The 21,959-nt window shown below is 48.6% G+C and carries 15 protein-coding genes; 3 read left to right on the forward strand and 12 right to left on the reverse strand.

The annotated features are described in order from the left end of the window. From AMS66_RS24155 to AMS66_RS24170, 4 genes are all read right to left on the reverse strand, one after another. The coding region (locus tag AMS66_RS24155) for a metallophosphoesterase (protein ID WP_053783216.1) at positions 1–771 on the reverse strand (771 nt) is incomplete at its 3' end. Between the two features lie 172 nt (positions 772–943). Continuing rightward, a complete protein-coding gene (sdhB, locus tag AMS66_RS24160) occupies positions 944–1,708 on the reverse strand; it encodes a succinate dehydrogenase iron-sulfur subunit (protein ID WP_053783217.1) in 765 nt (254 codons plus the stop codon). A 466-nt stretch (positions 1,709–2,174) separates the two neighbouring features. Further along, complete coding sequence (gene sdhA, locus AMS66_RS24165) at positions 2,175–3,917, reverse strand: succinate dehydrogenase flavoprotein subunit (RefSeq protein ID WP_053783218.1); 1,743 nt, start codon at positions 3,915–3,917, stop codon at positions 2,175–2,177. Positions 3,918–3,959: 42 nt separating this feature from the next. After that, positions 3,960–4,628 (reverse strand): succinate dehydrogenase cytochrome b558 subunit, encoded by a 669-nt coding sequence (locus AMS66_RS24170; protein WP_053783219.1) that lies wholly within the window; start codon positions 4,626–4,628, stop codon positions 3,960–3,962. A 303-nt stretch (positions 4,629–4,931) separates the two neighbouring features. On the opposite strand from AMS66_RS24170, the gene AMS66_RS24175 reads away from it, so the two are divergent. Further along, a complete protein-coding gene (locus tag AMS66_RS24175; protein WP_053783220.1) occupies positions 4,932–5,855 on the forward strand; it encodes a LysR family transcriptional regulator in 924 nt (307 codons plus the stop codon). Between the two features lie 63 nt (positions 5,856–5,918). Here the strand turns inward: AMS66_RS24175 and AMS66_RS24180 are convergent, their stop codons facing one another. Together AMS66_RS24180 and AMS66_RS24185 are read right to left on the reverse strand one after the other, a co-directional pair. Continuing rightward, positions 5,919–6,590, reverse strand: coding sequence for a potassium channel family protein (locus tag AMS66_RS24180; RefSeq protein WP_053783221.1), 672 nt, complete (start codon positions 6,588–6,590; stop codon positions 5,919–5,921). A 17-nt stretch (positions 6,591–6,607) separates the two neighbouring features. Further along, positions 6,608–7,942 (reverse strand): TrkH family potassium uptake protein, encoded by a 1,335-nt coding sequence (locus AMS66_RS24185; RefSeq protein WP_053783317.1) that lies wholly within the window; start codon positions 7,940–7,942, stop codon positions 6,608–6,610. Positions 7,943–8,418: 476 nt separating this feature from the next. Between AMS66_RS24185 and AMS66_RS24190 the strand changes: the two genes are divergently transcribed. Next, positions 8,419–10,116, forward strand: a complete 1,698-nt coding sequence (locus tag AMS66_RS24190; protein WP_053783222.1) for a CPBP family intramembrane glutamic endopeptidase — start codon at positions 8,419–8,421, stop codon at positions 10,114–10,116. On the opposite strand, the gene uvrC is transcribed toward AMS66_RS24190, so the two are convergent. After that, a complete protein-coding gene (gene uvrC / locus AMS66_RS24195; protein WP_053783223.1) occupies positions 10,085–12,175 on the reverse strand; it encodes an excinuclease ABC subunit UvrC in 2,091 nt (696 codons plus the stop codon). The genes AMS66_RS24190 and uvrC overlap by 32 nt on opposite strands. Positions 12,176–12,496: 321 nt before the next feature. Beyond that, positions 12,497–12,814: a thioredoxin gene (gene trxA, locus AMS66_RS24200; RefSeq protein WP_017692451.1), complete on the reverse strand. Its 318-nt coding sequence runs from the start codon at positions 12,812–12,814 to the stop codon at positions 12,497–12,499. 264 nt (positions 12,815–13,078) lie between these two features. Between trxA and AMS66_RS32485 the strand changes: the two genes are divergently transcribed. Further along, positions 13,079–13,234: a YqzM family protein gene (locus AMS66_RS32485; RefSeq protein WP_144424596.1), complete on the forward strand. Its 156-nt coding sequence runs from the start codon at positions 13,079–13,081 to the stop codon at positions 13,232–13,234. Positions 13,235–13,356: 122 nt separating this feature from the next. On the opposite strand, the gene dnaI is transcribed toward AMS66_RS32485, so the two are convergent. The 4 genes from dnaI to AMS66_RS24220 form a co-directional block, all read right to left on the reverse strand. Further along, complete coding sequence (gene dnaI / locus AMS66_RS24205) at positions 13,357–14,307, reverse strand: primosomal protein DnaI (RefSeq protein WP_053783224.1); 951 nt, start codon at positions 14,305–14,307, stop codon at positions 13,357–13,359. A gap of 231 nt (positions 14,308–14,538) precedes the next feature. Further along, the gene (locus AMS66_RS24210) at positions 14,539–17,361 is read right to left on the reverse strand and encodes an alpha-mannosidase (protein WP_053783225.1); all 2,823 of its coding nucleotides are present in this window, start codon (positions 17,359–17,361) and stop codon (positions 14,539–14,541) included. Positions 17,362–17,365: 4 nt separating this feature from the next. Beyond that, the gene (locus AMS66_RS24215) at positions 17,366–20,539 is read right to left on the reverse strand and encodes a beta-galactosidase (RefSeq protein ID WP_053783226.1); all 3,174 of its coding nucleotides are present in this window, start codon (positions 20,537–20,539) and stop codon (positions 17,366–17,368) included. Further along, entirely contained in the window at positions 20,536–21,855 is a 1,320-nt protein-coding gene (locus tag AMS66_RS24220; RefSeq protein WP_053783227.1) for a glycoside hydrolase family 125 protein, read from the reverse strand. Before AMS66_RS24220 ends, AMS66_RS24215 begins: the two co-directional genes overlap by 4 nt. Positions 21,856–21,959: the final 104 nt, after the last annotated feature.

Below are 21,959 nucleotides of genomic sequence, written 5' to 3' on the forward strand. Positions count from 1 at the left end.
AAGGAAAACGTACCTGCCCGCCAGACTGTGTCCGGAGAGCTGCAAACCGAAACTGTACGGTGCCGCAATGTCTGCATAATCAGGCTCATGCATAAGCAACAGTTTCCAGACCTCTCTACTTAGTCCCTTGATTGCTACAGCAGGATCAGGTTTGCCCGTAAGCGCGTCATCCAGACCTGCTATCGCGATACGTGAATCACCGCGTTCAATCAAAACATGACTATTTCGGAGCAGTGTGAACCCAGCCTCTTTGAACATCAGCTCCACTTCATGCTGCTGCTGGCCACGATAATCATGGTTCCCCAATACGGCATATTTGCCATACTTCGCTTGCATCGAGGCAAGTACAGGAATACATTCACGCATCGGTTCTGCTTCCCGTTCAACCATATCTCCGGTAAAACAAATCAGATCAGGCTGCTGCTCCCGTATCGTTTCAGCCAGCTTCTCCATTTGTTTCAGCCCCGTATGGAATCCAAGATGAGCATCACTGAACTGAATCACACGCAGTCCCTCGAATGCTTTTGGAAATTTGGGCAATTTCAATTCAACGTGCTTGATTTCCAGATGACGCGGCTCCCATAACCAGGCATATCCTCCTGTGAGCAAACTGGCACTCGCCGTCATTAAGATCATGCGTAGCAAAAAACTGCGCCGGGAGGGATCGTGATCCTTTTCCTCTCCAGGGAAAATGGGGTTCTCCGAATCAGTTCCATACTGTGAGCGCCGGGGCGGCGAGATCTTGCTGCCCTCACGCGGTGTTTCTCCCATGCGTCCCCCTCCTTCTTCCGCTCGAAATCCATCCCCTTAGTATACCATATTCTGCATGACTAGCCCGGTTCCTCTGAGCATACAGAAAAAGAAGCCGTGCTCTTAGGCTACATGCGCCCAAGATCAAGACTTCTTCTAATGGTGCAGATCGAAGTTCTGCTATATGACTAGATTACACGCCCAACCAGCGTTTGAACATGTGTTTGGTTGTTTGTTTGTTCATTTCGGCGATGGAGGTAGTCAATGGAATACCTTTTGGACAAGAACGTACGCAGTTCTGCGAGTTACCACAGCCCTCAATCCCTCCGTCTTCCATAAGTGCTTCCAGGCGGTCTTCGGCGTTCATCTCCCCTGTTGGGTGAGCATTGAACAGACGTACCTGAGAAAGTGCAGCTGGACCGATAAAGTCTGTTTTTTCATTGACGTTCGGGCAAGCTTCGAGGCATACACCACATGTCATACATTTGGATAGCTCGTAAGCCCACTGACGCTTCTTCTCCGGCATCCGCGGACCTGGACCAAGGTCGTAGGTACCATCAATTGGAATCCACGCTTTAACCCGTTTCAGGGCGTTAAACATCCGGGTACGATCGATGACGAGGTCACGAACCACCGGGAAGGTTTTCATCGGTTCGATACGAACCGGCTGTTCAAGCTTATCGATCAGGGCTGCGCACGCTTGACGCGGCTTGCCGTTGATAACCATGGAGCATGCTCCACAGACTTCTTCGAGACAGTTCGATTCCCAGCAAACCGGGGCAATGGACTTGCCCTCCGTATTAACCGGGTTCCGTTGGATCTCCATCAGGGCGCTAATAACGTTCATGCCGGGACGGTACGGAAGCTCAAACTCTTCGTTGTACGAAGATGACTCCGGGCTGTCCTGACGGGTGATGATAAACTTGACGGTTTTTTTTGCTGTAGCTGTGTCCGTCATATCGTTGTCCCCTCCTTTGGTGACGATGATTGATTGCTATCGTTACAAGACCACAATGTTCACACATGGTCACTCCACTGGCAGAAGATCCTTCCGATCGCTGTTACCCCCAGATTTCTTTGATCCACCTTAAAGGGTGGAAATCCGGGGATAAAGGCGAACGCTTCGCTTCTTCAGTATTCTTCTGCCTGCTCCGTTAAGGTGTTAGTTTTTAAATCTTGTAAATATAGAATAAACTCCTCTTGGTGTTAGGCGGCAAAAGGCGAGTGCTTCGCTTCTTTAGGACATTTCCGCTTCCTCCGCTACATCGTGCTATAGATCGCTTTACTGGAAGTAGCAATAATTCATTCTGGTTGGCAGTAGCTTTGAGAAGCTTCGCGAATGCTTCGCTTCTACGTGTCTACTGCTTTTTCCGTTAGGATGCTAAATCTTTAAACTTTATTAATAGGCCAAAATTTCTGTTTTCTTAATCCTTCGAGTAATCCCGGATCCGTGGTGGGATCAGGGAAACGTCTACAGGCTCGTACGAAATTTTTGGACCTTCCTTCGACCAGCTTGCGATCGTTGTTTTCAGGAATTCCTCGTCGTTCCGTTCGGTGAAGTCCGGTTTGTAATGCGCTCCACGGCTTTCGTTACGCAGCAGCGCGCCCAGAGTCATCGCTTCTGCCAGTTCAAGCATGTTCCATAGCTGACGGGTAAATGCCGCACCCGGGTTGTTCCAACCGGAAGTGTCGTACATATTGATTTTGCCGTAACGCTCTTTCAATTCCTTGATTTTGCCGATAGTAGCTTCCAGTTTATCGTTGTAACGTACAACGGTCATGTTCGCTGTCATCCACTCGCCAAGCTCTTTGTGAATGACATAGGCGTTTTCACTGCCCTGCATGTTCAGGATGCCTTCATACTTATCGGTTTGGCGCTTAGTATAACCATCGAATACGGAAGAACTGATATCTGCGGACGATTTTTTGAGTCCTTTGATATATTCAACCGCTTTCGGTCCAGCCACCATACCACCGTAGATTGCAGACACCAGGGAATTCGCACCCAGACGGTTCGCACCATGATATTGGTATTCACATTCACCAGCTGCGAACAGTCCTGGAATGTTTGTCATTTGATTATAATCCACCCACATGCCGCCCATGGAATAATGGACTGCCGGGAAGATTTTCATCGGGATTTTGCGTGGGTCATCGCCCATGAACTTTTCATAAATCTCAATGATTCCGCCGAGCTTCACATCCAGTTCCTTCGGATCTTTGTGTGACAGATCGAGGTATACCATGTTCTCGCCGTTCACGCCGAGGCCCATATCCACGCAAACGCTGAAAATTTCACGCGTCGCGATATCACGCGGAACAAGGTTACCGTATGATGGATACTTTTCTTCGAGGAAGTACCAAGGCTTACCGTCCTTGTACGTCCAGATCCGTCCACCTTCACCACGAGCCGATTCGGACATCAGACGAAGCTTGTCATCTCCTGGAATGGCTGTCGGGTGAATCTGAATGAACTCACCGTTCGCGTAATTCACACCTTGCTGATACACCGCACTTGCGGCAGTACCTGTATTGATAACCGAGTTGGTTGTTTTACCAAAAATAATGCCAGGGCCGCCGCTCGCCAGAATAACCGCTTCTGCAGGGAACGTTTGTACCTTCATCGTTTTCAGATCCTGTGCCACAATCCCGCGGCAGGTGCCTTCGTCATCCACAACAGCCTGCAGGAACTCCCAGTTCTCGTACTTCTTAACGAGACCTGCTGCTTCCCAGCGACGTACTTGCTCATCTAACGCGTAGAGCAATTGTTGTCCTGTCGTTGCACCGGCAAATGCCGTACGGTGATGCTTCGTTCCGCCGAAACGACGGAAATCGAGCAAACCTTCCGGTGTCCGGTTGAACATTACGCCCATCCGGTCCATCAGGTGAATGATGCCCGGTGCCGCTTCACACATCGCTTTGACTGGAGGCTGATTCGCGAGGAAGTCGCCGCCGTATACCGTATCGTCAAAGTGTACCCATGGGGAGTCGCCCTCACCCTTGGTATTCACCGCACCGTTGATGCCGCCCTGGGCACATACGGAGTGGGATCTTTTTACAGGAACCAGTGAAAATAAATGAACATGGACTCCGGCTTCAGCCGATTTGATCGCCGCCATCAACCCCGCGAGACCGCCGCCCACAATAATTACATTAGATGATGCCATTGCTGTTCACTCCCTTATAAGTCAGCATTTAAGTCTAAATGCTTAAATCAGAACTGTCTTAACTGCTTCAATCATCGAAGTCGCTACCTGGAAATCCATGCTCCGGAAAGCAAGCAACGATACAATAAACATGATGGCTACGATAGCAAACAAGCTCATGCAGATGTAGGAAGATACACGCTGCGCACGCGGACCGACAGTAATCCCCCAGCTAACCAGGAACGACCACAAGCCGTTGGCAAAGTGATAGGATGCCGCAACCACACTGATCAGATATAAAATAAACGTCACCGGATTCATCACGATTCCATGTATGACACCGCCAAGCTCTTCGTGTGTGACATTCCCCAGCGCAACCTGGAAACGAGTCTCCCAAATGTGCCAGATAACGAACACAAACGTAATGACACCGCTGACGCGCTGCAACGTATAGCGCCAGTTGCGCTCATTGCCAAAACGTCCCACGTTAGGCTTGGCCTGATAGGCAATGTACAAACCATATACACCGTGATAGAACAGCGGCAACCAGATGAGAAGCGTTTCAAGTACAATCACGAGCGGCAGGCCATTCAGAAATGCAACTGCATCGTTAAAGCCTTCTTTGCCGCCTTCAACTGCCGAGAAGTTCGTCACCATGTGCTCAATGAAAAACAGACTGAGCGGAATGACGCCAAGCAAGGAGTGCAGCTTTCTGGAGTAAAACCCTTTCATAAAATGTCGATCCCCTTTCGCTAAATACAACGTTTTCATAAATAAATTCACTTATCATGACACAAACCTTTCCCAAGGAAAGGTTCGACAAATTGTTCCGTTTTCTTCAGGTGTGAACAACTTGTGTCACGCTTCATGTTACTCCTTTTTTTCTTATAAGGGAATTGCAATATAATTATTAAATGTTATAACCTATAGGTATAAGTTATAAACATGGGACGTGCAGGCCATACAACATGGAGAAATATTTGACAAGGAGATGCCTCACGCAAAGTACCTTCATTAGAAAAGAGGTTAGTGCTCATGTTCGAGGAATTAAACGCATTTGCGGTGGTTGTAGAGCAGTCCAGTCTGAACCGTGCATCGAAATTGCTAAATTTGTCACAACCCGCGCTGTCTCGAAAAATCTCCAAATTGGAGGATGAACTCGGCGTGGCGCTCTTTCATCGCCGTGGTAAACGACTTGAATTAACCAGCGTAGGCCAGTTCGCCTACACTTTCGCGATAGAGCAGAAACAGCAGCAGCAGAAATTTCTGACCATGCTGGCCCAGTACAAGGACGAAGAGCAAAGCTCCATTACGCTTGGAGCCAGTCTGACGACACTTCAAACTACATTGCCACCACTGGTTAATGCATTTATGGAGAAACATCCGAATGCGGAGATCAAACTGGTGACAGGGAAAACGCATGAAATTGTCTCTTTTGTCCGGGATAAAAAAGCCGATGTGGGCATCGTTGCGTCCTCTATTAGCGAGGCCGGGCTGAATTGTGTGCCGCTCTTCGATGATCATCTGGAGCTGGTTGTGCCGTTGACGCATCCATTGTCCGGCAAGGAGGCCGGAATGGAGCATTTGCAGGACTTGCCGATGATTACGTTCTCCAAAGGGACGTGGTACCGCAAATTAACCGACGACCTCTTCCAGCGCTGCGCCGTGATGCCGGATATTCGCATGGAGATCGATTCCTTTGAAGCGATTGTCCGCCTCCTGCCTACCTGCAAAGCCGCAGCACTGCTGCCCAAATCATATCTCCGCCCTCAATTGCTTGCGGATAATGATCTCGTCTCTGTGTATCTGCCTCAGCTGCAACAGACCCGGCGAACAACCTGCATGATCTATGGGGAAAAGGAAGACCTCAGCCAAACCTCCAGACAGTGGGTCAGGGAAACGGCTGCGCTCTTTACAGCAAAGGCGCCGCTGCCCTCACGGAGGACTACGACGCCTTAGCATTCATATCAATCAGCCGAGGGCTCTATCTACGCTCAGCGTTCAGCCTTCCGTTTAAAGGAGTCAGCTCTCCTGGCTGATCACTTCTTCCTCAAAACGGTCAATGTCATCATTCATGCCGATAATCACCATGATGTCACCCATCTGAAGCGAGTCCAGTGCAGTCGGGGCAATAATGACCCCGGCTTCCTTTTGCAAGGCTACAATGCTGCAACCAAAGCGTACTCTTGCATTCAGAGTGGACAGCGTTTTATTATGCAGACAGGCTGGAACCTTCATCTCCACAATACTGTAATCATCTGACAATTCGATATAATCCAGCAAATTCGGGGTGACGAGCTGATGGGCAACCCTAATTCCCATGTCACGCTCAGGATAAACGACACGATCGATCCCCAGCTTGTCCAGTGCCCGTCCATGAAGAACCGAAATGGCTTTGGCCACAACTGTTTTTACACCGAGTTCCTTCAGTAAAATGGCAGTGAGAATACTGGTCTGGATATCAGCCCCAATAGCAACGATACAGCAGTCAAAATTGCGGATGCCCAGGGAGCGCAGCACTTCCTCATCAGTTGAATCCGCGACGACGGCATGGGTGACCAATTCACTTATGTCTTCGACGACTTCTTCATTTTTATCGATACCCAGCACTTCATACCCAAGCTCCATTAATTCCTGTGCCAGACTGGAGCCAAAGCGCCCAAGCCCAATTACCGCAAACTGCTGTGTTTTCATTGTTCTTCACGAACCCCTTATCCAATAATCATTTTGCCTTCCGGATACCTGTACAACTCTTTACCCTTTTTCTGTCCAAGTGCATACGCGAGCGTAATCGGTCCAAGACGTCCCGCAAACATGGTGAAACAGATCAAAAGCTTGCCGATCGTGGTCAGCTTCAGTGTAAGTCCCATAGATAAACCTACGGTACCGAAGGCGGATGTTGTCTCAAATAATATCATTAAAAAACTGCTGTCTTCCGTCGTACTAAGCACCATCGTTACGGCAATAATGAGCAACAGGGCCAGCAGCGTAATCGTCAGTGCTTTGAAAATCCGTTCCTGTAGAAGCCGATATCTGAAAAAGACGATATCTTCCCGTCCCCGCATCATGGCAATGACAGCTCCGGCCATAATGATGAATGTGGTTGTTTTAATGCCGCCTCCAGTGGAACCGGGGGAAGCCCCGATGAACATTAATATAATGAGGAAAAATTGCGTTGCCTGTCTCAGTCCAGCAATATCTACCGTGTTCGCCCCTGCCGTTCGAGGGGTAATGGACTGGAAGAACGAACCGAGAATTTTGCCACCCCAGTTCAGGCCACCCAATGTCCGGGGATTACTGAATTCAAACACAAAAATAACCAGTGCACCGAATACGATTAACAATCCTGTTGCCAGCAATACCACTTTGGAATGCAGCGACAGCTTCTTCGTCCTCCGATACTCCACCAGATCAGACAGAACGACAAAACCGATACCACCTGCAATAATCAGGAACATGGCTGTAAAATTCACGAGCGGATCATACACATACCCGGTTAAGCTGCGGAATTCTCCGAACATATCAAACCCAGCATTGTTGAACATAGAGATGGCATGCCAATATCCATAATAGATAGCCTGTCCCATTGGCATATCGAACGACCAGCGAATGGCGAACAACGTGCCACATATGCCTTCCAATATGAGCGAGTAGACTACAACCTTGCGAATAAGGCGGACAATCCCCTCCATCGTACTTTGGTTCATCGCTTCCTGCAAAATCAACCGCTCACGCAAAGAGATCCGCCGTTTGAATGCAATTGCCACCAGTGTCGACATCGTCATAAAGCCGAGGCCGCCAATTTGAATCAGGATTGCAATCACAATCTGACCCAACGTCGAAAAATGGGTACCCGTATCCACCACAACCAGCCCTGTTACGCAGACTGCGGAAGTCGCGGTGAAGAGTGCGTCAATAAAAGGAAGGCTGACCCCGCTTCGACTGGATGCTGGGAGCATCAACAGAAGTGTCCCGAGCAATATAATACCCGCGAACCCTAGGACCAGAATTCGGGGTGGTGATAGACGCATCCATTGAACATTCATTTTCACTTGAGTATCATCCACCTCTGCCAAAAAGAAAATGACCCCACGACCGTGGAGCCTTTCTCCGAAGCGCTTTTCCATATGACTTGACGGAATAGCCAAGCACTTGGAAAGCCTCATTTCGGAGCGTAAACATGTATGATTTTTGCTGTAACACATATACATTAGGTTGGAATACATTTTATACTTTCTATTCGTTCCCTTGTTAGCCTAAAGACATGCGGAATATTGGACATTTGATTCAAAATTATAAGCGCTGCGACGTTTGTATACAAAACGATTTTTGTGTAAATAGCATCGAATTCCGTCAAAAAGGGAAAAACTCAGATATGGCGACGGATAGATCAGATTGTTTCGATCATTTTCATTCGTTTTCATGCATTTGCACGACTTCTCGTTTCGCCATTGGCATTCGGGGCTTGGGCTGTGCTATCTTTACTTTAATATCCATATTAATAAAGGAGGAACAATATTAAATGAATCCCTTAGGGCAGCCTTTGGTACTCAAAGCTAACTTCAAGCGTTTAGGGTTGCTTGCGGCGATTGGCCTGATTCTGTTTTTCGTTTTTCAAATCTTCCCTGCCACCTCATCGCAAACGACTGATATCCAGTCTACTTCCTTCATAAGCAAGGAGAAAGCGGCGGAGTCGGCACGATCTTTTGCAGCTTCTCTACCTGATTATACCCTTCCGACGGATACCGGAAACGAGCTGGTGACATACCAAACCCATTCCGATATCTATGGGTATATGGCCAAAACCAAGCAGTTAGAAACCTATAACAAGAAATGGGAAACAACCTATCCTTACGATGTGTACCGCGTTCGTTTGCCCGATCAGGACAAAGGCGGTTATTTGAATGTTGACGTACATATGAGAACAGGAAAAGTTGTCGGTTTCAAGCGCGAACTCCCTTCTTCCCTGTATGCATCCATTGAGGCTGAGCAGGACAAAAGTAAAGTGAATGCTGCCCAACGTTTAGCTGAAGATAACCTTTCCCTAAATGAAAAAGAGCAGCTTGCCGCTGGCGTACTTGGCGAATTCGGGTATACTGTGCCGAAACTTCAACTGGACACCCGTGAAGAAGAAGCAGGGCTGCAATACACGGAAAATGGAAAACAAATTGGAGATTCCAAGCTGGAACTGAATTTCACGTTTGAAAATGGAGCGGTCCGCTCCTTCGAATCGGTCTTCTCGGTTCCTACCTCCCATACCGACTATGTACAAAATCAGACCCGGCAAGCCAACTGGATGACTTACGGCGGTTATGCTTTCCTGACATTTGTGCTTGGTGCACTCGCGATCATCTACAGTATTCTGACGAGAGCACATACGTCATTCAAACGCGGAATCGTACTATCTCTGGTATACTTTGCGGCTTCCGTTATTGGCACCCTGAACATGATTCCGCTCTTTCAGGCGCAGGGGCTGTCTAACTTTATGCTGACCTTCCTGATGGTCATGCAGGCGGGGATAACGCTGGTCATGAGTGCAACCATCTATCTGTCGCTCGTTGCCGGAGACGGCATGTGGCGCAAAATCGGTCTGAATCCTTGGCCTCGGGCCAAAGAGCCCGGATACGGAAAATATGTACTGCACAGTATGTATACAGGTTACCTGTGGGCATTGATTCTGCTGGGCGTGCAATCTGTACTGTTCTTCGTTCTGGAGCGGAGTATTGGAACTTGGTCGACGACATCGGCTGATCAGTCCACGTACAACATGAGTTATGCCTGGATCTTCCCGATTATGGCCTGGATGGCCGGGATTGGTGAGGAAACGGTCTATCGCTTGTTCGGAATTCGCATGATGCAGAAGATAGTACGAAACACGTTCATTGCCTGCCTCATCCCCACATTGATCTGGGCACTGGGCCACACCTTGTATCCAATCTATCCGGTCATTACACGTCCGATAGAACTTACTGTCATCGGACTCTTGTTCAGTCTGATTATGCTGCGTCACGGCTTCATCGCCGTTGTATTCGCACATGTTATCTTTGATAGCCTGTTGATGGGTCTGAGCCTGATCTTCATGGGGGATGTGCTGAATATCTCCGCCGGACTCTTCTGGATTGTGCTTCCGGGAATTGTTGGTTATGTCATTTACAAACTGAATCCAAAACAAAAAGAGAAGCCGTATGTTACGACTCCTCATCACGAAGTGCTGCAATAATCTGATTCGCAAGCTTGTCACCAATAGATAGAGGCCGGAAGTCTTCGACGCTGGCCTCTTTTATTTTGCGCAAAGAGCCAAAATGCTTCAGCAGCAGCTTGCGCCGCTTTTCACCGATACCTGGAATGGCATCCAGACGGGAAGTCACCATCGATTTTCCGCGCTGCTCCCGGTGGAACGAAATTGCAAAACGGTGAACCTCTTCCTGAATCCGCTGCAACAGGTAGAACTCCTGACTGTCACGCGGCAAGGAAATGACTTCCGGCGGATTGCCGATCATCAGTTGTGAGGTTTTGTGCTTCGCATCCTTCACCAAACCACATACCGGAATAAACAATCCCAATTCATTCTCCAAAATGTCCACGGCGGCCGAAATCTGGCCTTTACCTCCATCGACAACAATCAGGTCAGGCTGGGTCAAGTTTTCCTTCAGCACCCGTTCGTAACGGCGACGGATGACTTCTCGCATCGTTTCATAATCATCCGGTCCTTCAACCGAACGCACCTTGTATTTGCGGTATTCTTTTTTATCCGGTTTGCCATCGGTAAATACAATCATGGCAGATACCGGATTCGTTCCCTGGATGTTTGAGTTATCGAACGCTTCGATCCGATGCAGCTGATCCAGGCCAATCCAACGTCCCAAACCTTCAGAAGCCTTTGAGGTCCGCTCTTCGTTGCGCTCGATCAGACGGAATTTCTCCTCCAACGCTACACGTGCATTATCTACCGCCATCGTGATCATCTGCCGTTTCAACCCACGCTGCGGGATGTGGACTTTGATTTCCAGCCATTCCTGCAATGCAGCTGCGACCTGAGAAGGATCTTCGAGGCCTGGGCGCTGTTTATCAGCCAATACATCCGCCTCAGCAACAGCGTCGTCCTGGATAACCATCGCAGCTTCTTCTGCTTCTACATCTGGTTGGATATCCCCATAAGATGCACGGGACTCTGCAACACGTGGCTCCATAGTTAAATCTTGTGCCAACCGTGTTGTCTGTTCTGACTCAACTGTCACGGCCGCAGATACCGCTCCATCTATATCAGATACAGCATCCGCGCTGTCTTCACCATCTGCCAGATCTTTTGGCATTTCCGGCAGTAAAATTTCCTGCGGCAATGCTGGATTATCACTATAGTACTGGGTCACGTAAGACATAAAATCACCGTATGCATCACCGTAAAACGGGAACGTCGATACGTGTCGTTCGATCATTTTCCCCTGACGCATATATAGAATCTGGACACACATCCAGCCTTTATCAATGGCAAAACCAAACACGTCGCGGTCTCTGGCATCCGCCATCGTAATTTTCTGTTTTTCCATCATCGCGTCAATGGAGATGACCTGATCCCGAAGTTCCTTGGCACGTTCAAAATACAGATCCTCAGCCGCTTCCTGCATTTTGCGCTGCAAATCCTTCTTGATCTCCTCATGCCCACCACTCAGAAAGGAACTGATCTCCTGGGAGATCTCATCATATTGCTCCTTGCCCACTTCTTTCACACAGGGAGCAAGACACTGACCCATATGAAAATACAGACAAACTTCCTTCGGCATCACGCCGCATTTGCGCAACGGATACATCCGGTCAAGCAGCTTTTTCGTTTGGTGTGCCGCATACGAGTTCGGATAAGGTCCGAAGTATTTGGCTTTATCTTTGAGCACCCGCCGGGTCACTTCGAGCCGGGGATGCTTTTCATTCGTAATTTTAAGGTAAGGAAATGTCTTGTCATCCTTGAGCAACACGTTATACCGCGGCATATGTTTCTTGATCAGGTTACACTCCAGAATGAGTGCTTCCATATTACTGCCGGTTACGATATATTCGAAATCACGGATTTCGGACACCAGACGCTGTGTCTTTCCATTATGACTGCCGATAAAATAGGATCTTACGCGGTTCTTCAGTACTTTGGCCTTACCTACATAGATAATGGTACCTTCACTGTTTTTCATCAGGTAACAGCCGGACATGTCGGGCAGCAAAGCCAGCTTGTGGCGGATCTGCTCCAGTGCCTTCTCCTGTTCCTGCACGTTTGTAACGAATTCATCCATAATTCGGTGGGTCCTCCTTCCCGAAAAAAGTTAAATAAAAGGTTACACTATACCACTACGATGACAGAACAACCTTCCAATCGCTGTTATCCCCAGATTTTTTCGATTCCCTTTTTTCAATGGGAAAATCCGGTGATAGCGTATGCTTTCGATGCAGCTTTCTTTCAGAAAGCTTTAGGCGAACGCTGCGCTTTTCCAGACCGGTTCTGCACTCTACGTTATCGTATAAAAATAATTATACTTTATATTGTCCTATATGAAAGGTTTCGACGCAAAACGCCCCCGGCGCATAACCGGAGGCGTATGTGAAATCTTGGTAAATTATTGGTGTTTTGCGATAATTCCTTTGAGAGCATCTTTCGAGTTCAGACCAACCACTTTATCAACTGGTTGACCATCTTTGAAGAAGATCAATGTTGGAATGCTCATTACGCCGAAGCGGGAAGCGGATTCTGGATTTTCGTCCACATTGACTTTAGCAATTTTCACTGCATCGCCAACTTCGGTGGACAGCTCTTCCAGGATTGGAGCGAGCATTTTACAAGGACCACACCAAGGCGCCCAGAAATCAACAAGAACCGTTCCTTCGCCTTCGACTTCAGCGTTGAAGGATTGATCGGATACGTTAACAATAGCCATGAAATTGTCCTCCTTATATATACTTACGGTTTATTTTAACCTGTAACGTCGTGAACGACACTTCCAGTATAACACAGGTACTCTAATGTTGTGAAATGAACACATCAATATTCATCTTCCCAACATCAAATCTTCACAATTGAAGAACTTGGCAGGTTCGCTGCAAAATCTTTACAAACGCTTTCTTTTCCAAGTATACTAAAATTACTCCGGGCTTCAGCTCCCTGTAAGGGCAAGCTGTTATCCCCATAAGGAGGCAATACCATGGATGCAAATGTGCGGATCAACGACCCGCGTGAACATGTGAACGAGGAACCCCGTAACGATCTGTTTGATCTGATAGCGGGTGTTACTGGCATGGCTGGCCTGATGACGGTCATCTTTTTCGGTATGGTTATCTTCAAATTTCTGACCGAATAGGACACTCAGGCCTGCACGCAGGGCCAGAAAAGCCCGGTTTTCGCGATAATGCGAAAGCCAGGCTTTTTTTGGGACTATACGAGTAAAAATAAATCAGAGCATATCGATAACATGAATAGGAATTAACGTTTGCCCCGCTGATTTTCACCCCGAACCGAGATGACATCAACAAACGGACGAATCCGGTCCATCAAACGCTGGCCTTTGTTCATTTCCTCGCCGTCCCTGCTTGTGAAGCTAAGATGTTTCTCGAGCCCATCCAAGTTATAGTTGGACGTGTAAAATGTAGGTTTGCGATTCATACGGTAGTTCAGAATGGAACCCATCACATGATCCCGAACCCATGGGTTCAGATTCTCTGCCCCAATATCATCAAAGATGAGCAGATCACAGCTTTTCAGAATATCCGTCGTTTCCTTCAGCTTGTTTCCTTCACTGATCATGGATTTCAGATCCTCCACAAAGTCAGGCATGTAAATGATGACACCTGTGTGGCCCACAACCGCGAGTTCATGCAGCAGATAACACATCAGAAACGTCTTGCCCGTACCAAATGATCCTTCCAAAAACAGTCCTTGCGGAGACAATCCATTCTCCTTGGTGTCGTTAATATAACGCAGAACCTGGTTCACCGCCGGAGCACGCATCCGATCCTTGCCCATAATTTCCACATCGTTATATCCTGCATTGAGCGCACGCTCGTCCACATAGAAACTGCGGATTCTCTGCTTGATAACATGCTCATTTTGCCGGGCGATATGTTTGGAACAAGGTGCTTTTTTATCTATAATTTCGGGTTTACCGTTAAAATGCTCTACTTCCAGTTTGCAAAAGTGACCCTGGAAATCGTTAGGACAGTTGTCGAGCCCCGGACAATTCGCACAGTTCTTCGAATCTTTGGCATACTGATACAGCTTGCTCAGATCGGTAATAAGCTGTGCATCTTTCAGTTCAGGATGACCTGCGCGGAATTCGCGTACGTACGGATCTTCCATCAATTCCGCCGCAATCCGCCGCGACTGTTCACGAAAGGAAGGATTCAGCTGCTGAAGCAGTCCTCCCAAGGATTCCATGGCTTCAAGCCTCCTTAATAGTTTCAATATAGAATGAACAATTGAATTTTACGATGACCATCATGATGGCAGGGTAACCTTCGATCGCTTGTAATGCTACTGTTCATTCTATATAAACTTGAGGAATAACTCAACATTTTCAGCTGGAAAAAGCATTATCCATTCCATGACAGTACGCAGAACTTCAGGTAGAACCGTATGCAAAAAAGTGATCCCAAGGCGGCTGCAAAATTATCTACGCAACCCCACGGTAACAATCTCGCAAGGTCCCGCCTGCAGAGCCCATTCCTTGCTGATCAAGGCAGTGGAAGATTCATTTATAATAGAAGAATTCAGCTTCCCTGTCTCTTCCTCCAGAATGTTGCTTTGATATGCTTCTTCCAATGCTTGCGGGATGGACTCAGAAGCAGCAAACTTCAACTCAGTCGTATTGGATCTCATATTATACCAACGTAACATCAGATCACCCGAATCCTCGTTCACCTTCAGTGAAGAAAATGCAAGACCGTCCCCTTGCCACTCAAACGGTGTGTTGCTTGGCGTCAGGAAACCCGGGTGTACGTTCGTCTGAGCCACAGTCCATGGAATCTGGAACTGATAGGCATCAATGTACGCTCCGGAGGTAGCTCCGTTCCCATCATGAGGGATGATCTCCAGCTGGAAGGAATGCTCGCCGAGACACTGAGCTTCCGGTGTCGGGAACAATCCCCAGTCTCCAAGCTCTCCCACGGCACGAAGCAATGTCACGGCAATCGTATTCCGACCATCCTCAAGAACCTCATATTCATTCAGACCCAGATTGGCTACAACCAATCCAGCCTGATCCTCGCTCACATCAACAAAACTTTGCTGATGCTGGGTGTTACTCGGATTCTGCCATTCCGGTGCAGGTGTATTATCGCGAGTAGCAACTTCGAACATCGAGTCCACGTGATGAACAGCCGCTGTCAGATCCGTTGGGAAGAGTGCCCGCACCCGATGATCCTTCGCCTGATTGTTGAAGGTTGTTTCGAGCTTTACGCCTTTTCCACTGCGACTTAACGACACAATGGTTCGGATTTTAATCGTAACCATTTGCTTGGAACGTTGCGCTTTGCGATGCGGGTAATAGATGAGTTCACGCTGCTCACGATCAAGCGTTTCGTCGGCGGACTCAGGAATCTCCCAATGATGAACAATTTCATACGAAGCTCTGTAAGGCGCATCTTCGATGACCCGAATCTCTGCCTTAAGGTCCTTCGTAGTCAATGCCACTTCGTTCTCCGGCTGTTTGAACATGTACTCATTGCCGATATCACCGACATTTTCATACACGCCAAGATCCTTGTACGTCCGGCCTGTCCGTTTATCCGTGAGTGTAAATGAGCCATTGTCTGCAATATTTACGATCAAATATTCATTTTCGATGCCACGTTCACCACGCAGCAGTGTAGTTGAAGTCGCATTGGTAGCTACTGATTCCCCAGCAACAGCATTTGAATCACTCAAAGCATTGCTGTTCATGCGAACCAAAGCATACGTCTTCAGGCCAAGTGCAGGCACATTCCCTGCTTCAAACGTAATTCTGACCCGACGGCAGCTATATGGCTGACGGAATCGATCATCCGGCAGATCATAGCCGAATTGCAGACCCAGATCCTCTACCGTACACGGAACTGGTTTACCTTCTTCATCCACCAATATACGACCTGACAGGTCAATGGCGTTCATTTTGGCAGCCATATCTTCCAATGAGAAACCTTCGCGGAAGTACAGACGGGCCGCATCCAATTCCATTTGAACCACACCGCTGCGCTCCCATCCCGATGTATTAAACACTACCACTGGCCGCGCTTCTTCACCATAGCGTTCAAAGGTTGAAGTATCGACCGCTGCTGCGATTTGGCTGGTGCTATCCTCAATCAGGGCCTCAGCGACATGACGGCTCTTATCAAAGCGTGTGACCATCTCTCGATGCACCTCGTCTACGCTACAGCCACAGATGCTGTCATGCGGATGGTTCTGCATCAACGTTTTCCAAGCATAGGTAAACTGATCATGAGGATAAGGATGACCCAGCAGGTGAGCAAAAGAAGCCAGTGGCTCAGCCACCTTTTCCAGCATTGCTTGTCCCAACTGGTTCATCTGTTTCAGATAAACGCGAGCCGAAGCCGTGTTCACCAGAGTGCCCCAGCCATCGGTACGCTGGCTGCGCAGCTCTCCTTTTACAACAGACAGCTCCTGAACCGCAGATTCTTTCAACGCTGACAGATAGTCCGGGAAGTTGGAGTGAACAAACTCGATATCGGGATGTAATTGTTCAGCCATACGAATGGCTTCAGGCAGATCCTTCTGAATAGGCTGATGATCACACCCGTTCATATACAACAGCTCATTCGTCGATGCGTATTTCTCTGCGTCCGCGAGCTTGGTTTCCCAGAACTTGCGGGCTGAAGCTTCGTCCACTGGAACCTCATTTCCGTTGGAGTACCAGTTGGCAAATAAAACACCGAGCACCTTCGATCCATCCGGGCCTTCCCACATCAGCTCTGAGAAACTGGATTCGTATCCAGCGTCAGACACCGTGTTGTTGAAGCCCGTTGGCTTCACGCCTCGCCCAAAGAAGACATTATCGATACCCGATTGCAGCATAAGCTGCGGTGTCTGTCCCACCAGTCCAAAGGTATCTGGGAAGTATCCGATCTTTGAAGGTGTCCCGTAACGCTTTGCATCCCGATGTCCGACCTGCATATTACGTACATTCGCTTCACCACTGGTCAGGAAGGCATCCTGCAAAATATACCAAGGCCCAATGACAATTCGTCCATCACGAATATGCTTCTCCAGCCGTTCCTTCTGCTCAGGTCGAACCTGGAGATAGTCCTCAATGATGATGGTTTGGCCGTCCAGATAAAAGCTTTTGAAATCAGGGCCCTGATCGAGCTGATCCAGTAATGAATCCACCAGTTGAACCAATCGCATATGGTGCTTCTCATACGGAAGATACCATTCCCGATCCCAGTGCGTATGAGAAATAATATGTGCTCTCTTCGATTTGCTTGTCGGTTTGGTCATTGAATTATTCCCCCTCTACCTCTTGTTGTACAATCTCTACCTCATCCGGACGATACACGGCTTGCAGCTGTCCGGCAGCATCTGTGGCAAACAGCACAGAGCGATTTTTTTCCAACAGGAACGTGTAAAGAGCTCCCGTACGCTTATCTCTGACTTTCACCTCATGATCCCAAGCGAACTCTGACACGAATACGTACAGATTTCCTTTCGGGAAGCTCAGCTTCCGGCCATACACCCCTGCCAGATCACCGCCAGATACCCATTCCAGCTCATGTTCAATGCCAGCCACTTCTGACGCATATCGATACAGGTCTGCCAGCGGCTCATCCCGGCCGTTTAACTCCAGCGGCAGCGGACTCCAGATCAACTTGCCTTTGCCTAATGGCAGTAATACTACTTCATCAGGTGTATGATTCTCCACATGAAGCAATGATTCCTTCGCCACCTCAGCAATCCGGCGACGACCATACGTGACGCGGTGATTCACCCCGTTAATATTCAGCATTTCTTCTCGCTGTACGTTGCCCAGACTGCGCTGTCCGACAAGATGATCTGCTCGTTCTGTTCTCTTCCAATAGGCATCCAACCCGAGCGGTCCGGTAATAAGCAGCGTAGCTCCTTCATTCTCCGCGAAGTTCAGCAGCTCGCTTAACGCACCGTTGTCCATGTTGTGCGGACTCGGAACCATGATCAGCTTCGGTGGCTGCTGTTTTAATGCTTCCAGATGATACTCGGACACAGCCCGGAACGGCAGCTTCAACTCATAAGCCATCACACGGGTAAGTTTCGTTGTTGCATCGTAGGCAAGGGCACGGTTTGAGAAGTCGTTGGAATACGGGAAGACCACTGCAACTTCCTCCAGCTCACGATCAGTAAACAGGTCACGAATCTGCTCCATAAATCGTCCAAAATCATAAGACACATCCGCCTCAGGCTTTTCCGTACCGTCCGCTCGCAGCGCTCCGATATGAGATTCATTGGCATTATCCATATAGAAGTTGGTATTCCAGATCCATTGCACTGCTCCGGCACCACCTGTTGAGAAGGCATAAGCGTATTTGCGCTCCAGAATGCTGTGAAGCTCTTCCTCTGTGCGTTTGGCCCGGCCATCCGGGGTTTCCACATACATGATGCCTGTCTCCTGAATGAGATTGGGTTTATGTGGTGTTTTGGCGAAAATGCCGTCCCAGATCAGATCATCGTTGAGCCACCAGGAATGCACTGTTGTATAATCCACTTCCCGCTCATAGAAGAACGGTGAAGGCCGCTGTGCTCCGAGAGCTTCATCCTGCCCTACGGTAACCAGATGATGGGGAACGAGATCCTTGATCGTGCCTACAAGCTCTCTCGCCCAAACATTATGCATCTCCATGGAAAAGAGACAATAATCGAGCCAGCGTGTTCCTTTTTTAGCCTTGTGCATGTCCTGTACATCGAAATTGATCTCTTCCGGTTCAGGAATGACTGCTGCGGTAAAGTCCGGGAGCTGCTTAGGTGACATGTTCCATGCCTCCTGCAACGCTTCAATCGTCTGATGCCGCTGCTGAAGCCACTCGATAAACGCCTGCTGCTCATATGAATCTCTTGCCGAACGTGGCCCATCGGAGAATATGCGCACAGGATCAAACATCGACGGTTCATTAATCAAGTCCCAGTCCACATGTGTGGAATGTCTGTGACGACTCACAATGCTGCGGATGAATCGTTTCTGTGCATCTACGCTCTGCGGGTCCAAATATGGATTTGTTCCTTCCCACGTTTCGGGTGTAAAGGAGAAAAAGGTGAACGTCACTTGAAGGCCATGCCGTTTTGCCGTTAACAGGAACGCATCAATAGCGCGCAGTACATCCTCGGACATGTGACCATCCACCTGCATTATGTTGCGATAGGCAGTCCAGATTCCAGTCCGAATCCAGTTAATGCCGGCTTTCGCCATCTGTGCCATATCCCGATCCCACACATCCGCATTGGGAAGGAACAGGAATTTCCGTGCCACGTCAGAGGTCATGTAGGTCATACCAACAACAGGCAACGGACGACCGTCTTTGATAAAATAATCTCTGCTGCGCGTAATGACTTCCCCTTCTGCCAACAACGCTGCGTCCTGACCCCAGAAGCCCTGCCGCAGTATGCGAACTTCTCCATCAGGTGCCTGAACACGACCCACGATTCGGTACAGCCCACTCTCGATTGAAACCGGAAGAAGAATGCGTTCAAAACGCTGTTCGCCGGAAAGCTCCATCTCCAGTTGATGATTCCATACTTTCTCTACCGTGCCGTTTGTGCGATCTTCCCGTTCAACTGTTAGATCAAACGTCCAAAGTTCCGGCTCACTTCGTCTGCTACCCGCACGCTGTAGAATTTGGGTTTGAAGGATCAGTGAAGCTCGTTCACCCAGTTCATACGAAGCATAGTTCGGCTTCAGAGATAGTTCGGTTACACCTTTGGCGCAATACTGCGCCCAGTTCACCATTTCGGCTGCTCCGTTCTGTTCCCAGAAGGTAGCCGTCAAAGGCAGATGCACAAACAGCCAGCGCGAACCGGCAAACGTACTGCGGGAGTTTTCCCATAATACGATTGGGGCAGCGATGCTGCCACCATCCTTGCTGCGGCCGCGGAGCAGCGGAGAAATCTGCGTGCTCATCGGACCTGAGGAACCCATCTGATGTGGCAAATCGCTTGTTTTGGTTGTATGAGGTACCAGATTCCACGTATCCGCACTCTCGAACAGTCCCTCTTTGCCTGCAAGGAGTGGAATATCTTCTGATGAACTTAGTGAATCCACTTTGGCTGCGGATACCTTTAACGCCTCATGAATGTAAAGTTCCTGGTGATACGCCGTTTGTTCCGACTCGGAAATCCATGCCCCATTCTCCTGACGAACAGGACGTTTGAATGGTGCGCCACCAATGCTGATCAGACTTCCGCCCTGATGAAGAAAAGCTGAAATTTCGGTCCAAGCGGATTTGGGAAAATAGGGTGCATGCAGGTTCACGAAACATCCTTCACCTGCCGCCCTGCTCAAAGCCGAAGCCAATTCATCCGCGCCCACAACGATGATCTCTTCCGATGCTTTCCATGAATCAAGAGCACCTTGCGTTGGCAACGTGCCTTCCACCGGAAACGTTGGATCAGAGAAAATAATCAGCTTGGTTCTCTTCACCTGTGCGCTACTCATAGCAAACCATCCTTTATGGATTTATAGACCAACTGGGAGAACAGGCTGTTGGACCAAGCAAACCATTTTCTCGTAAAAATCGTCGGATCATCGGCATGGAAACCTTCATGCATATACCCTGTATCTGCATCTGTTGCTTCCAGCATCCGAATGATTTCCAGCTTCTCTTCAGCAGACTGGGCCGTCAATCCTTGCATGGACAGACCCATATGCCAGATGTAATCCGGCGGTGTATGCGGGCTGCCGATTCCTTTGGCAACTTTGCCCTCATAATAGAACGGATTCTCTTTGCTGAGCGCAAAACGTCTCGTATTCTGATAGATCGGATCATCCGCTGTGACGTAGCCAAGATACGGAATGGACATCAGTCCCGGTGTACCCGCATCATCCATCAGGCAGTAGTTGCCGAAACCATCCGTCTCATAAGCATAGATCGGGCCAAATTCAGGATGACGGTAAATACCGTACAGTTGAATACCATGATCTACTTCCGCCTCCAGATCCTTAAGCTCCTGCAGGAACTCCATATCCCGGAATACCCACTCCGCGAACTCCTGCATCTGACGCAGGGCAACGACGGCAAACATATTGCCTGGAATGTTGTAATGGAAATCACACGCATCATCACTGGAACGGAAACCGGACCAGATCATGCCTGTGTAATTAACGGGCATGCCTCGTCCGTTATTGCGGATTGAATCCGTAGCAATGCCGTTATTGCGGGTAAAGCTGTATGGTGATTGCTCCATGTGATGCTGCTCCACCCGGAACAAATCCACGATTTTGCGCATTGCGGCTTTGAAGCTGGAATCGAAAATATCCGTCAGTTCGGTTTCTTTCCAATATAAATAAGCGAGACGCACGACAAAGCACAAAGAATCAATCTCGAATTTGCGCTCCCACACCCAAGGTGACATCTCGGTCACGTCGGTGGTGTTCCAGTGCCAATCATTGGCAGTCTCATTGAAGGCATTGGCATACGGGTCGATATGAACGTACTGGATGTGACGCTTGATTAGACCGCCGATGATGCGTTGCAGATCCTGATCTTCCTTCGCAAACGGAATATAGTGCACCACTTGCTCCACGGAATCACGCAGCCAGGAAGCTGGAATATCGCCAGTGATGACAAAAGTCGTGCCGTCATCCATTAATTTCGTTGTTGTTTCAATCGTATTAGGGAAACAGTTCTTGAATAGCTGAAGCAGCTTCGGTCGATGCGCCAGCTTCTGCTCCGCTTCTTCCATTACAGCCTGAACGGCTTGTGGCAATGCAACAGGTGGCATCGGTATTTTGGGTAATCTGAATTGTTCCATGAATGAGTGCACTCCTTAAACAAATTGAATGGTGTAGCTATAAAAAATCAGCTGAGAACATTCACACTAGCCACTACGATGACAGAATAACCTTCCGATCGCTG

The sequence above is a fragment of the Paenibacillus xylanivorans genome, assembly GCF_001280595.1.
Classification (GTDB): domain Bacteria; phylum Bacillota; class Bacilli; order Paenibacillales; family Paenibacillaceae; genus Paenibacillus; species Paenibacillus xylanivorans.